The sequence below is a fragment of the Arthrobacter sp. RCC_34 genome, from assembly GCF_041360795.1.
In the GTDB taxonomy this organism is placed as follows: domain Bacteria; phylum Actinomycetota; class Actinomycetes; order Actinomycetales; family Micrococcaceae; genus Arthrobacter_E.
The window spans coordinates 1-13,901 of the sequence record NZ_JBFUPW010000001.1 but is presented as its reverse complement, the minus strand read 5'-3'; the positions used below and the strand labels follow the sequence as shown (position 1 = coordinate 13,901).

Below are 13,901 nucleotides of genomic sequence, written 5' to 3'. Positions count from 1 at the left end.
ATTTCTCAATGCCGGAATGGAGTCCGCCCGGCGCCGGTTGTGCCGGACATGAGCGAAACCATTGGAATCATCGGAGCAGGAAACATCGGCAGCCAGGTCGCCCGCAAGGCGGTGGAGCTGGGGTACGACGTCGTGATCAGCAACTCGCGTGGGCCGGAGACCCTCACCGAACTGGTGACGGAGCTCGGCCCCCGGGCGCGAGCCGCGACGGCTGAGGAGGCGGCGGCCGCCGGCGACTTCGCCGTCGTCACGGTCCCGCTGAAGGCCTATCAGGACGTCCCCGTGGCACCGCTGGCGGGCAAGGTCGTCATCGACACCAACAACTACTACTGGGAGCGCGACGGGCATATCGAGGCCCTGGATCGCGGCGAAGCCACCACCTCCGGGCTTCTCCAGGAACACCTTCCCGAGTCGAAGGTCGCCAAGGGCTTCAACCACATCGCGGCCGCCGACATCACCACGGACGGCACCCCCTCCGGCACGGAGAACCGCCGCGCCCTGGCCACCGCGAGCGACTTCCCCGACGCGGCGGCCCTCGTCACGCGCCTCTACGACGAGTTCGGCTTCGACACCGTGAACGCCGGCCCGCTCTCGGAGAGCTGGCGCGTGGAGCGTGACCGCCCGGCGTACGTCGTCCGGCAGAACGCGGCCGAGCTCGAAGCGAATCTGGCGAAAGCGCCGCGCACCGTCTGAGACGATTGCGGCCCCGTGCCACCACAGCCCCCGGGACGGCCGTCACCGCCCCGGGGGCTGCGGCCGTTCTCGGAGCACGCGCACATGACGACGGCCGGACCAGGGCAAACGACGCTCGGAACCGTGCCGCCCGGGCACGGCGGGCAGTCTGTGACAGAGTTAAGCCCATGCAGCATGAGCCAGCCCGCCGCTCCTGGGCAGGCAACCCGCTCTTCGGGGCGGCCCACAGGATCTCCTCCTTCATCAATTCGGCGCGCCTGAAGATGGCCCGGAAGACGCACTTCCAGCCCGCGACCGTCCCCTACATGGGCTACGGCTCCACCACGCAGGTCCGGATCCTGGCCCGCGTGATGCTCGCCTCCCGTCTGCTGCCGGGCAGTCGCGCCGACCGCGCGGCCCGGAACGGCAACCAGAACATCCGCGGCTGGCGCGCTTTCACCTCCGTTCCGATTCCGGAGCGCGAAGTGGACATCGAAATCGGCGAGGCGCGCGTGCGGGTCAAGGCGGACCGCGGCGGCCTCGTGGACACCACGGTCGCGGTGGACCTGGAACCGGGCTGGCACACCGCCACGATCCGCGCCTCCGGGACGCCCTCCGCCGAGGCCCCGTTGCTGGTGCTGCCGCCGGACATGGAGTTCGGCATCCTCTCCGACATCGATGACACCGTCATGGTGACGGCGCTCCCCCGCCCCCTGCTCGCCTTCTGGAACGCCTTCGTCCTCAACGAACGCGCCCGGATGGCCACCACCGGCATGGCCGTGCTGTACGAGCGGATCCTGCGCGCCCACCCGGGCGCTCCCGCGTTCTACCTCTCCACAGGTCCGTGGAACGCCGCCCCGACGCTGAGCCGCTTCCTGCACCGCAATCTCTATCCCGTGGGACCCATGCTCCTGACCGATTGGGGTCTCACGGAGGATCGCTGGTTCCGCAGCGGCCGCGAGCACAAGCAGGACAATCTCGAACGGCTGGCGCAGGAGTTCCCGCGCATGAAGTGGCTCCTGGTGGGCGACAACGGCCAGCACGACGAGGCCATCTATTCGGAGTTCGCCCAGCGGCATCCGGAGAACGTGGCCGCAGTGGCCATCCGGCAGCTCTCCGTGGGCGAAGCCGTCCTGGCCGGCGGCCACACGCCGGACATGGACCACTCGGGCTCGGCCATCCCGTGGGTCTACGCCCCGGACGGCGCCGGGCTGGCGGAGCAGCTCCGGAAGATCGGGCTGGTGTAGCCCCAGGCTCGTTCAGTCCCGGACGAGCCGCTAGTCGCGGACGAGCTGCGCGACGGTCTCCACCCCGGCGACCCGCACCTCACCCGCGGCGGCGTCCCAGACCAGGGTGTGCACGGAGCAGTTGGTGAGCGTGGAGTAGTCGTAAGCGTCTCCGACCAGCGTGCGCAGCACCATGGCCATCCAGCCGCCATGACTCACGACGGCGATCTCCTCACCGTCGAACGCCGCGGCCAGCTCCTCCAGCGCGCCGAACGCCCGCGCACGCAGCTCCTCATCACTCTCCCGGCCCGGGATCTGCTCGCGGTCAGGGAAGAGGCGCTCGACGTCGTCGCCATGCATCCCTTCCGCCTCGCCGAAGTGCCGCTCCATGAGGCGTGCATCCGTGGCGGGAGCGGGAAGGTCCTGCGCGTCGGCGATGGCCTGGCCGGTGGCCACGGCACGGCCCAGGGTCGAGGTCACGACGGCGGCCAGCGGCACCTCACGCAGTGCCTCGGCCACGCCCGCAGCCTGCTCGACGCCGGTCCGGTTGAGGGGGATGTCGGTCTGCCCCTGGAAGCGGCGCTGCACGTTCCAGTCCGTCTGGCCGTGTCGGACGAGGTGCAGGGTGCTTGCCATGAGATGCCTTCCGGAGCGGGGTGGGTCTGGTTCCAGTGTCTCAAAGACGGGCGCTCCGGCGAATCAGCCGGCCGCGGCCCGGCCGCCACCCCCGAAGCGCGCCTCGAACCCCGGCCCAGACCCCAGCTCAGACAGGAGCGTCAAACCACCGGTCGCATGAGTGGCGGGTTCAGCACCGCGCGGTTTCCTGTGCGGGCCTCGGGTGCCAGCCTGTACAGGGCCGCGGGACGACCGGCGTCGCCCGAGGACACTTCGCCCGTCTCCTCGAGAAACCCTGCTGCGCCGGTGGCCTTGCGGTGGAAGTTCCGCGGATCGAGCCGGACACCCCAGACCGCCTCATAGACGCCCCGCAGCTGGGCGATGGTGAACTCGTCACCGCAGAACGCCGCGCCCAGCGGCGAGTACTCCAGCTTGGCGCGCGCCCGCTCCACGCCGTCGTCCAGGATCCGCGCGTGATCGAAGGCCAGGGCGCCGTCGTCGCCCAGCACCCGGTCCACCGGGACCCAGAGCGCTTCGCTCGCGTCGCCGCCACCCGCGACCACCGGGAAGTCCGGTGCGAGCACCAGGTGGGCGACCGTCAGGACGTCGCCTCGCGGATCGCGTCCGGCGGGGCCGTAACTCGCCAACTGCTCAAGGTGCCCGGGCAGGCGTTCGACGCCGGTCTCCTCGGCGAGCTCCCGCCGCGCGGCCTCGGCGAGCCCCTCCCCCGGCAGGACGAAGCCGCCCGGCAGCGCCAGCCGGTCCTTGAACGGCTCGAGCAGACGGCGCACCAGCAGCACGTGCAGCGCGGCATCGCGCACGGTGAGCGCGACGATGTCCACCGTGACCGGGAAAGCGTGGAAAGCAGCGAGGGCGTCGGACTTCCGGTTCGTCATGTTCCTCAGCCTAGCATTTATCGTCACCTTGACATTAATGCCGAAGACCTCTTAGAGTTCAATTATCGTCAAGTTGACGATAATGAACGAAGGAGAGACATCATGACCACCATCAAGAGCTACCCCTGGATCAACCACTTCCTCGGCGGCCCCACCGGTTACGTGGTCCACGTCCAGGGCGGGCAGGTCCGTCACCAGGGTGTGGGACAGGCGTTCTGGTACCGTCCCGGGATCTCCGTGCTGAGCGAGATCCCCGTGGAGGACCGCGAACTGCCGACCCTCTTCCACGCTCTCACTCAGGATCACCAGGACGTCAGCGTCCAGGCGAACATCACGTACCGCTTCACCGACCCGGTGCTCGCGAGCGCCCGCCTGGACTTCGGCCTCAAGAAGAGGGACGAGGCGCCCGCGACCGGCGCCCAGCAGGTCGAGACGATCATCGGCCAGCTCTGCCAGGCGGCCGCGAACGACCACGTCGCCCGCTTCACCCTGGCCGACGCCCTGAGCAACGGGGCCGCCCCGCTGCGGGACGTCCTGTTCGGGACCCTGACCCGGGACGCACGTCTCCAGGACACCGGGATCGCGGTTCTCGGCGTGCACGTCCTCGCCATCCGCCCCGAGGCCGAGGTGGAGCGTGCGCTGCAGACCCCGGTCCGGGAACAGCTCCAGGCCGAGGCGGATCGCGCCACCTTCGAACGGCGGGCACTCGCCGTCGAACGCGAACGCGCCATCGCCGAGAACGAACTGGCCAACCAGATCGAACTCGCAGCGCGTCGCGAGAACCTGGTGGCCCAGGAGGGCGCCAACGCCCGCCGCGAAGCGGAGGAGCGTGCGGCCGCAGCGGGTATTGAAGCGCAGGCCGCGGCCGAGCGCGGCGCCATTGCAGCGGAGGCCGAAGCTGGCAGGATCAAGCTGGTGGGTGAGGCCGAGGCGGCCCGGGAGAAGGCGACCATGGACACCTACCGCGATCTCGACCAGGGCATCCTGCTGGCGCTGACCCTGAAGGAGGCCGCGGCGAACCTGCCCGGCATCCAGAACCTGACCATCACGCCGGACATGCTCGGAACCGCACTGGCCGCTCTGACCGCGGCGAAGAAGTAGAGAGGACTGATCATGGCCAATCCCCGGATGGTCCTGGTCCACCGCCGGACCGAGCTGGACGAACTCCTGGACCGGCACGGGACCCGTGGCCAGGTGGAGTTCTTCCTCAAGGTCCGCGACCGCGACCTGGCCGAGGTGCAGGCGGCGCACGACACCCTCACCGAAGCCCGCGCCGCACTCCGCCAGGCGGTCCCCGCCGGCTGGCGGACGGGGGAAGTGGAACGCGCGGACCTCAGCCGCTTCCTCATGGCGCCCGACGACGTCGTGGTGGTGGTCGGGCAGGACGGCCTGGTGGCGAACACGGCGAAGTACCTCGCGGGCCAGCCGGTGATCGGCGTCAACGCCGAGCCGCGCCGCAACCCCGGCGTGCTCGTCCGCCACAGTCCGCGTCAGGCGGCGGCCCTGCTGGCCCGCGCGGCCGCCGGGACGCCGGGTGCCTGGGGTCTGCCGCAGGAGCGGCTCTCCATGGTGACCGCCCGCACGGACGACGGCCAGGAGCTCTCCGCCCTCAACGAGGTTTTCCTGGGGCACGCCTCGCATCAGTCCGCGCGTTATGAACTGCGCACCCCGGACGGCCGGCGGGAACGGCAGTCCTCCTCCGGCCTCATCGTCTCCACGGGAACCGGGTCCACGGGCTGGTGCGCGTCGATCGCCGGAGAGCGGGGAGGACGGACCCTGCCCGCGCCGACCAATCCGCAGCTCGCGTGGTTCGTCCGCGAGGCCTGGCCGTCCCCGGCGACCGGGGCGACGCTGACCGAGGGACTGCTCCAGCCTGGCGAGGCCCTCAGCGTCACGGTGTCCTCGGAGCAGCTCGTGGTGTTCGGCGACGGCATGGAGGACGACCGGCTGACGCTGACGTGGGGCCAGGAGGTCCTGGTGGGACTGGCCCCGGCCCCGTTGAACCTGGTGGCGTGAACGCGGCCGTTCCCCGCTCCGCCCACTCCCCCGACGATCGTGATGGGATCGTCACCGGCACGTGACACGATGCCGCCCAGAATAAGGTCATGAGCACACGCAGCGATCCTGCCACGCGCCTCTGGCGCCTGTTCAACGTCGGACTCCTCGGCCTCGGAGTCCTGCTGCTGGCCGGCCTCTTCGGGATGATGGCACTCAACGGCCAGAGGTTCCCACCGGCCACCCCGTGTTCGCCCGCGCTGTTTCACCTCAGCGCCCCGACGGCCCACCCCGGGGACACCCTGACGGTGGAGGCGCCCGACGCCGAATGCCACCCGCATTACGGCGCGAACGCCCAGGCCGAGGTCCAACTGATGGACCGGACATCCGCGAGCGTCGTCCGCCTGCTCGTCCCGATGAGCGACGACGGCGGATTCCGCACCACCCTGAACGTGCCCGGAAACCTCCCGCCCGGCGACTACACGGTCACCGCCACCCCGTACAACATCGACGCATGCTTCGACACACCGCGCCGCGCGGGATCGGCCCAGGACCACCAGAATTCCGGGGCCGCGGCCTTCGCTGCCGATGCCGACGCCGGGCCTCCCCTCGCCAGCTGCGCGGTGCCGCAGAGGCCGCTGGCCGTCGTCGCGCGCTGAGCCCGGCTGCCGCTCAGGGCACCCGGGGGACTTCAGCGGTCAGCCGGTGATCCGGACGTTCTTCGCGAGGGTCTTGAACCGGACGCCGTCGGACTGAAGGACCGTGATGGTGACGGCGCCGGTCTTGCTCGTGTTGACGTCCTGGACGATTCCGGACTTGCCGGAGTGGGTGCCTGCGATGACGTCGCAGTGCTGGCCGTTCTGCACGGACACGGATTCCTGGCTCATGCGGCCATGATACTGAGGAGGATTCTCCTGACCGGCACGGGCCTCTGGGTAGGCTGGGGCCATGAGCCGAGCATCCGTGGATTCCCCCCTGCCCCGAAGGATCCTGATCTACGGCGTGGCCGGGACCGGGAAGTCGACGGCGGCGGCCCGGCTGAGCCGGATCACGGGGATCCCGTGGCACTCGTCGGACGATGAGATCGGCTGGCTGCCTGCGTCCGAGGCGCCGTGGACCAACCGCACCGATGAGGACATGAGAGCCATCGCGGAGGACATCGTCGCACGCCAGGAGTGGATCCTGGACAGCGCGTACCGCCAGTTCCGCGAGCCGGCGCTGGCCCGGGCGGAGCTGGTGGTCGGGCTCGACTATTCCCGCGTGTTCTCGTTCGGTCGTCTGGTGCGGCGGACGTTCCTGCGGGTCAAGGACCGCACCCCGGCATGCAACGGGAACATCGAGACCCTGCGGCGGGCGCTCTCCAACGACTCCATCCTGCTGTGGCATTTCCGGAGCTTCCCGGGCAAGCGTGCCCGGATCCGGGCCTGGGCCGACGACCCTTCGGCCCCGCCCGTCCTGGTGTTCCGCAAAGCCACCGAGCTGGACCGCTGGCTCGAGGCGCAGGCGGCACTCTCCTCCCCTCACCCGGAGACCCACGACGGCGGCCGGACGGTGGCGTCCGACGACGACCGGGCCCCGTCCCACGACGGCAGATAAAACAGCCCTGACACCCTCAGGAAACACGCCGGAAATCGTCGCCTGCCATGGTGAAGGGGTGGAAATCATGATCGAACGTGTCCGGCTCACCACCCCCGCGCTGGAAGACTTCCTGACCACCCATCAGGCCGAGCTGTCGCGGACCGCCCCCGCGGAGAGCTGCCATGCCCTGGATGTCGACGCGCTTCTGCACCCTTCCGTCCGTCTGTTCGCGGCATACCTCGGTCGGGAACTGATCAGCACGGGCGCCCTCAAGATGATCGACGGCGCCCACGAAGAACTCAAGTCCATGCGGACCCACCCGGAGTTCCGGGGCCGCGGTGTCGCTCGCCGCATGCTGGACTTCCTCCTCGAGGATGCCTGGCGCCGCGGTGTCACCCGGGTCTACCTGGAGACCGGGAGCATGGCCTTCTTCGAGCCCGCCCGAGCCCTGTATCGGCAGGCGGGTTTCCGGGAATGCCGTCCCTTCGCGGACTACGCCGAGGATCCGAACAGCGTCTTCATGAGCCGCGAACTCGCGGGTCAGGCAGTCCTCGCGGTCCCCGCCTGACCAGAGTCACGCCGGCGGTGTGATCGCCGGGCGGTTCGGCGGGCTACGTTTCGCCTCGCCAGAGCCGGCGCCACCAGCCGTGGCCGCGTTCCGGCGTCGTCGGTTCTTCAGGACTCGCGACGACGGCGGCGCGACGCGAGCGCCAGCGTTCCACTTCCTCCTCGACGTCCCGGGTGGGTGTCACGACCGGCGGACCGCCCTGCAGTTGCCGGCGGGCGTTGATGACGCGCCGGTTGAATTCCTCGAGCGCCTCACGGACCTGACGTTCGCCGGGCAGCCCGTCCAGGGTGGTGTCGAGGTCACGGTCCACGGTTCTCAGGAGAATCGCCTCCGGAGCCAGGCCGCGCAGGTTCTCGCGCTGGACGAGGCCCTTGAGCCACCAATCAGGGTCATAGCCGCCGTCCAGACCGGGGATGGGTTTCCCCGCGTACTGCAGGTTCTCGAACTTCCCCTGGGCCATCGCTTCGCGGACCAGGTAGTCGGCGCGCGCCACGGTGTTCACGCGGGAACGCTTCTCTCGGAGTGCTTCCTGCTCGGCCTCGTGAGCGCGCTCTTCCTCGGTCAGCGCGGCGCCGTCCGCCCCGGCGCGCAGCACTGCGGCCCGTTCCAGACGGGCCTCGAGCGAATTCCTGCGGGAACCACCGGTGGCCATGGTTCTACGGTACTTCCTGGAGCAGTTCGACCGTCACCTCGGGTTCGGAGGCCAGGGTGGCGTGGATGGTGCAGTGCTTGCTGGCGCGCAGCAGGGCCTGCCGCTGGGAGTCGGTCAGCCCGTCCGGGAGGCCGAGCCGGACCACGATCGACCCCATCCGCCGCGGCTTGTTCGCCATGTCCCCGTCCACCTGGACGGTCAGCGGGGCGGACAGTTCGATGCCGTTGCGCTGCGCGTAGTCGGACACCACGGAGAGGATGCACGATCCGAGGGAGCCGAGAAGAAGTTCGGTGGGCATGAACGTCCCGATCCCCACCTCCACCGAGCTCTCGCCGGACCGGACGGTGAAGTTCTGCGCCGCCGTCTGCTGGGCGGTGACGCTGTAGTGATCTGCCATGGGAGCCTCCTGAGGTGGGGATCGGATGTCTAGTCGTGGGTGGGGTCGGCAGCCGAGGGCGCCGTATGGGTCCCCTCTGCGGAGGGGACGCCGGCGCCACGCCGCCGCAGGTGCTGGAACACGGCCACGGCGATGCCGAGGACCAGCCAGACGGCGCCCACCGTCAGGGCACTGATGTTCGCGAAGGCGATCACCAGCAGGAAGAACACGATTCCGACCACCGGCACGACCAGGTGCACCAGCCGGTTCCCGCTCTTGCGTTTGACCAGGAAGTACCCGATCACGGAGGCGTGAAGCAGGATGAACGCGCTCATGGCCCCGATGGAGACCGTGGAGGACAAGAGATCCAGTCCGTCCGGTTCAGCGGCGGCCCACACCGCCAGGATCAGGGTGACCGCGGTGACGAGCACCGTGGCCAGCGCCGGGGCCGAGCCGTTCCGGGTCACCTTTCCGAACACCGCCGGGAAGCGGCGTTCGCGCGACATCGTCATGACCACCCGGCTTCCGGCGGCCAGGCCCATCATTCCGGCGAAGCTCGCACCCAGCGCCTTGGCGATGCCCAGGAGAGTCGCGAGCCACGGCGCCACCTGCGAGCGGATGGTGTCGTAGAACGCCGTGCCCTGCGCCTCCGGGTCAGCGGCCAGCTGCGCCGGCGACGGAACGGTGATGAGCTCCACGATGTAACTCTGGAAGAGGAAGAGGACACCCGCGATCACGAGGCATGCGAGCATCGCCTTGCCGACCATGCGGCTGCTGCCCTTGGCCTCCTCGGCGAAGGTGGCGATCGCGTCGAACCCCAGGAACGCCATGGCCGCGATCGACACCGCACCCAGGACGGCGGCCAGAGAGAACCCGTCCACCCCCGCGATCGGTGACAGCGGGGCCTGGTGGATCCCGGATCCCGCGATGGCGGCCAGCGCCGCCACGAGGACTATCGCCAGCACGGCCACCTCGGCGATCACCACGGCCATCGCCGCGCGGGCGAGACTCTTGCCGCCGGCGAGGTTCAGCCCGGTGGTCAGGAGGACGGCGAGTGCCGTGAAGACCCAGGCGGGGATGGCGGGGAGGAAGGAGTGCATGGCCAGCCCGGTGAAGAGGAAGGCCACGCTGGGGATGAGGAGGTAGTCCAGGAGGACCATCCACCCGGCCACGAATCCCGCGCCACGGCCGATGCCCGCCGTGGCATAGGAGTACACCGACCCGGCGGCCGGGACCACCCGCGACATCTGGGAGTAGGAGATCGCCGTCAGCGCCATGATCAGCGTGGCCACCACGTAGACCGTGACCACCGCGCCACCGCTCTTGGCGTAGATGGGACCGAAGATGCCCACTGGTGCGGCCGGCCCGATGAAGACCAGGCCATTGCCGATCAGCTGCTTGAGACCGAGCGAACGGCGCAGGCCTCCCTCCGGCACTGTGGTGGCTGTATGCGTTTCTGACATCTGCACGCTCCTGAAGACCTGCCCGAAGGCTCGTGGTGGAACGTCCTCCTCCCCAGGACGGACCGTCTTTCAATTCTGCGCGCGCTCCCCCAGCGCGCATAGGGGTAAGGGCCGTATGTGGACAAGGTATTCCCGTACGGGGAGCGCCGCCGTCGTGCGGTAGCGTGGCCGGATGCTGTTCAGTGCGTTGGAGGATTATGCGGCCCACCTGGGGGAACCGTTCTCGGTGACTCCCGAAGAGCAGAACAGCGACTACGCCTCAGGGCTCGCCCGCCTCCAGGGCGGCTCGTGGCATGTCCGGACCGCACGGATCACACCCACCAAGCCGGGAGCCTTTCTCGCTTTCTGGCGGCGCGACGACGACGGCGCCACGGCGCCGTTCGGACGGGACGACGCCGGGGCGGGACTGCTCGTGTTCGTGGAGGAAGAGGGACGCCGGGGCGTCTTCCGGTTCACGGCCGCTCACCTCGAGGCGCTCGGCATCATCACGGGAGCGCGTCCGGGCAAGCGCGGCTTCCGGGTGTACCCGGCTTGGTGCGAAGGGCTCAACCCCCAGGCGACGAGGTCCCAGCGTGCCCAGGAGCCCGCGTTCCAGGAGTACTGAAGTTCAAGAAGAACTGAACCCCACTCACCAGAGGCGGCTATTTCTCAGCCTTCCGGCGCATCATGCCGGGCAGAAACAGGACATCCGTGAGCAGAGCCGTCGCACACAGCGTCAGGAACGGAATGGCCGTCATGGTGAAGAAGAAGACGGTGCTTCCGATCAGCCCGCCCGGAACGGCCTCGTAGACGGGCTTCAGATTGGCGAGCATCAGGAACCCGAGAGTCAGGATGACCGCGCGGATCACCACTCGGACCCACGCTCGTTCCACCTTCTGAATCCTCGGGGTGATCCAGAGCCCGAGGAGAGCCCCGGCGACGATCGCCAGGAGGAACGGAAGGAAGTCCGTGGCCTTCTCGACCGCGAGCCACGGCGTCGCCAGGAAGTAGCACAGTAGTGCTATAAGCGGGAGGGCGTAGCGCTTGAAAGCCTCGGAAATCACGGCTCAACGCTAGCAAGAAGCCCGGCCGCACGCGGCTCCTCGCACAGAAGATGGAGAAATCCTTCTCCGCGCACAGCGGATTTAACCGTTACGGAACAAAATCAACAATCCAGTTTCAGGGTTCGCGGATCACCGACCGGAATTATGAACCTACTGCTTCACAGATCGAGCAGGCCCAGGGTGAGGCAGTTCAAGCGAAACCAAGCTCTCACCTTGGAAAACTCTCACGATGCGGAATGCTGCAAAGTTTAAGTCCCGTTAACTGCAATCTTCTTGACATGCTTGTCACGCATTTGTGTAATTGGTAGCAGTCGATGTGGTGTGGGGACCATCCCTGAATTCCACAGCTGGTGTGACCGAGGGGAGGGAACATGCCATCCAGGAACGGCTCGCAGTCGCGGGCGCTCCGCCTGTTGCGCTATGCGGCTCTGGCCGCAGGCACCGGCGCGGGATGGCTCCTCCTGTCCGCAGCTCCCGCCTCAGCCGCCGCCGACGACGGATCCTCCCAGGGTCTCCTCGGCTCCGTGACCAGCTCGGTCAGCTCGACGGTGGGCGGACTCTCCCACGACCTCGGCCCGGCGACCCGGACGTCCGCTCATGCGGCCCCCGCCCGGCAGGCACCCCCCGTGCACACCACGCCGGCACCGCAGGCTCCTCGGCCCGCACCCGCGCCGGCAGCGCTTCCGGCCGTGCTCGGCTCGACCGTCTCCGGACTGAGCGGCACCGTGACCCGGACGCTCGACACCACCACCGGCAGCGTCGCCTCGACCACCGCGACCGTGACGTCGACCGTCCGGTCCGTGACCGCCGTCGTGCCCCAGGTCCAGAAGGTCGCAGCCGACACCGTAGCCTCCACCACCAAGACCGTGTCCACGGAGATCACCTCCGTGACGGGCGTGGTGAACCGGACCGTGAAGTCCACCGTCCCCGCACTCGCACCCACCGTGGGCGCCGTGACCGGCGTGGTCGACAAGACCGTGGCCTCCGCCGGTGACGTCGTGAGCGGGACCGTCAAGGACCTGCCGGTCGCACAGATCACCGCCCCGATCGCTTCGGTGACCACCGGCGTCGACCGGGCCGTGAAGGACACCACCGGACAGGTCGGCGGCATCGTCGGTTCGGTGACCGGCCCCGGCGGCCTCGTCCCCTCGCTTCCCGGAGCTGTGCTTCCGGTTCCCGGCGTCACCCCCACGGTCCCCGTGGCGACGCCGACGGCACCTCGGATCCCGGCCCTGCCGGCCCCCGCCCGCACCGTCCCGGCCGCCGGCCAGACGGCAGCGACGGTCGGCTCCGTAGCGACCACGACGACGGCGGTCGACACCCTCCGGTGGACCTCTGCCGACGCGGTCTTGGCCGACGTCGCGCAGGCCGCGGGAAGCGACCAGACCGCTGCGGCGCCTGCCAAGGCGGAAGGCCCGAAGCACCCCTCACCCACTCCGGATCCGCTCAATGTCACCAGCGGCCTGAGCTCTTCATCTTCGTCGCAGACGGGCGGCGGCGCCGTCGCCGCACTGCCTGCGGACGGTTTCGTTCTTCTCCCCCACCAGGCCGGCGACGCCGGTGCCCGCACCGCAGGCACCCCGCCCGCCTCCGCGGCTTTCAGCCCCGGCTCCACTCCTGACTGATCACGGGAAGCGTCTGCGCCAGACCGGCAGACACCTCATCCGAGCGCTTCGCGGCGCTTCCCGCATCATCATCATTCAGGAGAAATACAGTGAACAGGCATGCACGCCGGGTACTTCTCGGCACCTTCTTCGCCTGCGGCTTGTACGGCATAGGCCAGACCGCAGCAACAGCAGCCCCCTCCAACGACACCACCCCTCCGGCGGCCGATCCTCAGGTGGCCACCGCCAAACCGTCCCTCTTCGGAGCGGTCTCCGGCCTCACCCGCCAGGTGACCGGAACCGCCACGGCGACCGTCAACCAGACCGTCGGAGCCCTCACCGGCGCGACGTCGACGGCGGCCAAGGCAGCTGCCCCGGCACCCGCGACCGATGTGGTCCGGAAGGTCGCCGCGAAGGCGATCCCGGCCGCGCCGGCTCCCAGCGTCCCGGCGCCGCACGTCCAGGCGCCCGAGGCGATCACCCCGCAGAACGTCGTGAAGCGGGTGGCCCCGGCCAGCCGTCCGATCGCTCAGGTCATCACCCCGGCGCCGGGCAACGGCCGCCACGTGGCGGAGCCGACGACGGCGAACGGTCAGGCCAACGCCTCGGCCGGGAACGCCACCGCCGGAGCCCAGACCTCGACGCGGGTCCACGCCCCGAGCGCTCACACGCCGACCACGCATGTGCCCTCCGCACACGTGCCGTCAACGCACGTGCCGAGCGGCACCGGCCAGGGAACCGGGAGCACGGCTCCTTGCGGCTGCCCTGACGGCACGCACTCCACCACCGGGAAGCTGCTGGGCGGGGTCGTCGACCCCGTGGCGACTCCCGTGGAGAACGTGCTCGGTGGGCTCATCGGCAAGGTCCCGGGACACGGAAACGGCAAGCCGCCGGTGGACGTGCCGGGCCTCCCGGTTCCGCCGCTCGACGGTTCCGGCGAACTGCCGGGCCTGCCGGGTCTGCCGATTCCGGGCGGGACCGGTCCGCTTCCGGGTGGTCCGGGTGGTCCGGGTTTTCCCGGTATCCCTGGTCTTCCGGGTCTGCCTGGCCTGCCTGGTGGTAACCCCGGAACCCCGGGAACCCCCGGTACCGGTGGGGTCATCCCTGGCGGGAACAACGGCACCCCCAAGGGCGTCGAGATCCCCGTCCCCGGCATCGGCACCGTCCGCGCCGGAACCACCCCCAACGGCGGAGTCAGCGTCGGCAAAAACCT

The 13,901-nt window shown here is 69.5% G+C and carries 16 protein-coding genes and 1 pseudogene; 10 read left to right on the top strand and 7 right to left on the bottom strand.

Features of this window, described 5'->3' with window-relative positions; genetic code table 11:
• Window positions 1-48 precede the first annotated feature (48 nt).
• Window positions 49-693, top strand: a complete 645-nt coding sequence (locus AB6732_RS00085; RefSeq protein WP_370957485.1) for an NADPH-dependent F420 reductase — start codon at window positions 49-51, stop codon at window positions 691-693.
• A 167-nt stretch (window positions 694-860) separates the two neighbouring features.
• Complete coding sequence (locus AB6732_RS00080) at window positions 861-1,919, top strand: App1 family protein (protein ID WP_370957484.1); 1,059 nt, start codon at window positions 861-863, stop codon at window positions 1,917-1,919.
• Window positions 1,920-1,949: 30 nt separating this feature from the next.
• Here the strand turns inward: AB6732_RS00080 and AB6732_RS00075 are convergent, their stop codons facing one another.
• Both AB6732_RS00075 and AB6732_RS00070 read right to left on the bottom strand, forming a co-directional pair.
• Complete coding sequence (locus AB6732_RS00075; RefSeq protein ID WP_370957483.1) at window positions 1,950-2,534, bottom strand: histidine phosphatase family protein; 585 nt, start codon at window positions 2,532-2,534, stop codon at window positions 1,950-1,952.
• 140 nt (window positions 2,535-2,674) lie between these two features.
• On the bottom strand, window positions 2,675-3,409 hold the full coding sequence (locus AB6732_RS00070) for an NUDIX domain-containing protein (RefSeq protein WP_370957482.1): 735 nt from the start codon (window positions 3,407-3,409) through the stop codon (window positions 2,675-2,677).
• 102 nt (window positions 3,410-3,511) lie between these two features.
• On the opposite strand from AB6732_RS00070, the gene AB6732_RS00065 reads away from it, so the two are divergent.
• The 3 genes from AB6732_RS00065 (at window position 3,512) to AB6732_RS00055 (ending at window position 6,063) form a co-directional block, all read left to right on the top strand.
• Complete coding sequence (locus tag AB6732_RS00065; RefSeq protein ID WP_370957481.1) at window positions 3,512-4,510, top strand: SPFH domain-containing protein; 999 nt, start codon at window positions 3,512-3,514, stop codon at window positions 4,508-4,510.
• Window positions 4,511-4,522: 12 nt separating this feature from the next.
• Complete coding sequence (locus AB6732_RS00060) at window positions 4,523-5,425, top strand: hypothetical protein (RefSeq protein WP_370957480.1); 903 nt, start codon at window positions 4,523-4,525, stop codon at window positions 5,423-5,425.
• A gap of 89 nt (window positions 5,426-5,514) precedes the next feature.
• Window positions 5,515-6,063, top strand: a complete 549-nt coding sequence (locus AB6732_RS00055; RefSeq protein ID WP_370957479.1) for a hypothetical protein — start codon at window positions 5,515-5,517, stop codon at window positions 6,061-6,063.
• Between the two features lie 39 nt (window positions 6,064-6,102).
• On the opposite strand, the gene AB6732_RS00050 is transcribed toward AB6732_RS00055, so the two are convergent.
• Window positions 6,103-6,291, bottom strand: coding sequence for a hypothetical protein (locus tag AB6732_RS00050; protein ID WP_370957478.1), 189 nt, complete (start codon window positions 6,289-6,291; stop codon window positions 6,103-6,105).
• A gap of 61 nt (window positions 6,292-6,352) precedes the next feature.
• Here AB6732_RS00050 and AB6732_RS00045 point away from each other — a divergent pair, with 61 nt between their 5' ends.
• The gene (locus tag AB6732_RS00045) at window positions 6,353-7,000 is read left to right on the top strand and encodes an adenylate kinase (RefSeq protein WP_370957477.1); all 648 of its coding nucleotides are present in this window, start codon (window positions 6,353-6,355) and stop codon (window positions 6,998-7,000) included.
• A gap of 67 nt (window positions 7,001-7,067) precedes the next feature.
• Window positions 7,068-7,550 carry a GNAT family N-acetyltransferase gene (locus AB6732_RS00040; RefSeq protein ID WP_370957476.1) on the top strand — a complete coding sequence of 161 codons (483 nt, stop codon included), beginning with the start codon at window positions 7,068-7,070 and terminating at the stop codon, window positions 7,548-7,550.
• 43 nt (window positions 7,551-7,593) lie between these two features.
• Here the strand turns inward: AB6732_RS00040 and AB6732_RS00035 are convergent, their stop codons facing one another.
• From AB6732_RS00035 to AB6732_RS00025, 3 genes are read right to left on the bottom strand one after another with little or no spacing between them, the layout of a single operon-like run.
• On the bottom strand, window positions 7,594-8,202 hold the full coding sequence (locus AB6732_RS00035) for a DUF1992 domain-containing protein (protein ID WP_370957475.1): 609 nt from the start codon (window positions 8,200-8,202) through the stop codon (window positions 7,594-7,596).
• A gap of 4 nt (window positions 8,203-8,206) precedes the next feature.
• Window positions 8,207-8,599, bottom strand: coding sequence for an OsmC family protein (locus AB6732_RS00030; protein WP_370957474.1), 393 nt, complete (start codon window positions 8,597-8,599; stop codon window positions 8,207-8,209).
• Window positions 8,600-8,628: 29 nt separating this feature from the next.
• A complete protein-coding gene (locus AB6732_RS00025; RefSeq protein WP_370957473.1) occupies window positions 8,629-10,041 on the bottom strand; it encodes an APC family permease in 1,413 nt (470 codons plus the stop codon).
• Window positions 10,042-10,213: 172 nt separating this feature from the next.
• Between AB6732_RS00025 and AB6732_RS00020 the strand changes: the two genes are divergently transcribed.
• A complete protein-coding gene (locus tag AB6732_RS00020; protein ID WP_370957472.1) occupies window positions 10,214-10,645 on the top strand; it encodes a MepB family protein in 432 nt (143 codons plus the stop codon).
• A 37-nt stretch (window positions 10,646-10,682) separates the two neighbouring features.
• Here AB6732_RS00020 and AB6732_RS00015 read toward each other — a convergent pair whose 3' ends face one another.
• Entirely contained in the window at window positions 10,683-11,084 is a 402-nt protein-coding gene (locus AB6732_RS00015) for a hypothetical protein (protein WP_370957471.1), read from the bottom strand.
• Between the two features lie 371 nt (window positions 11,085-11,455).
• Between AB6732_RS00015 and AB6732_RS00010 the strand changes: the two genes are divergently transcribed.
• Together AB6732_RS00010 and AB6732_RS00005 are read left to right on the top strand one after the other, a co-directional pair.
• On the top strand, window positions 11,456-12,709 hold the full coding sequence (locus AB6732_RS00010; protein ID WP_370957470.1) for a hypothetical protein: 1,254 nt from the start codon (window positions 11,456-11,458) through the stop codon (window positions 12,707-12,709).
• Between the two features lie 89 nt (window positions 12,710-12,798).
• Window positions 12,799-13,901: pseudogene (locus tag AB6732_RS00005) on the top strand (hypothetical protein); the annotation flags it as partial.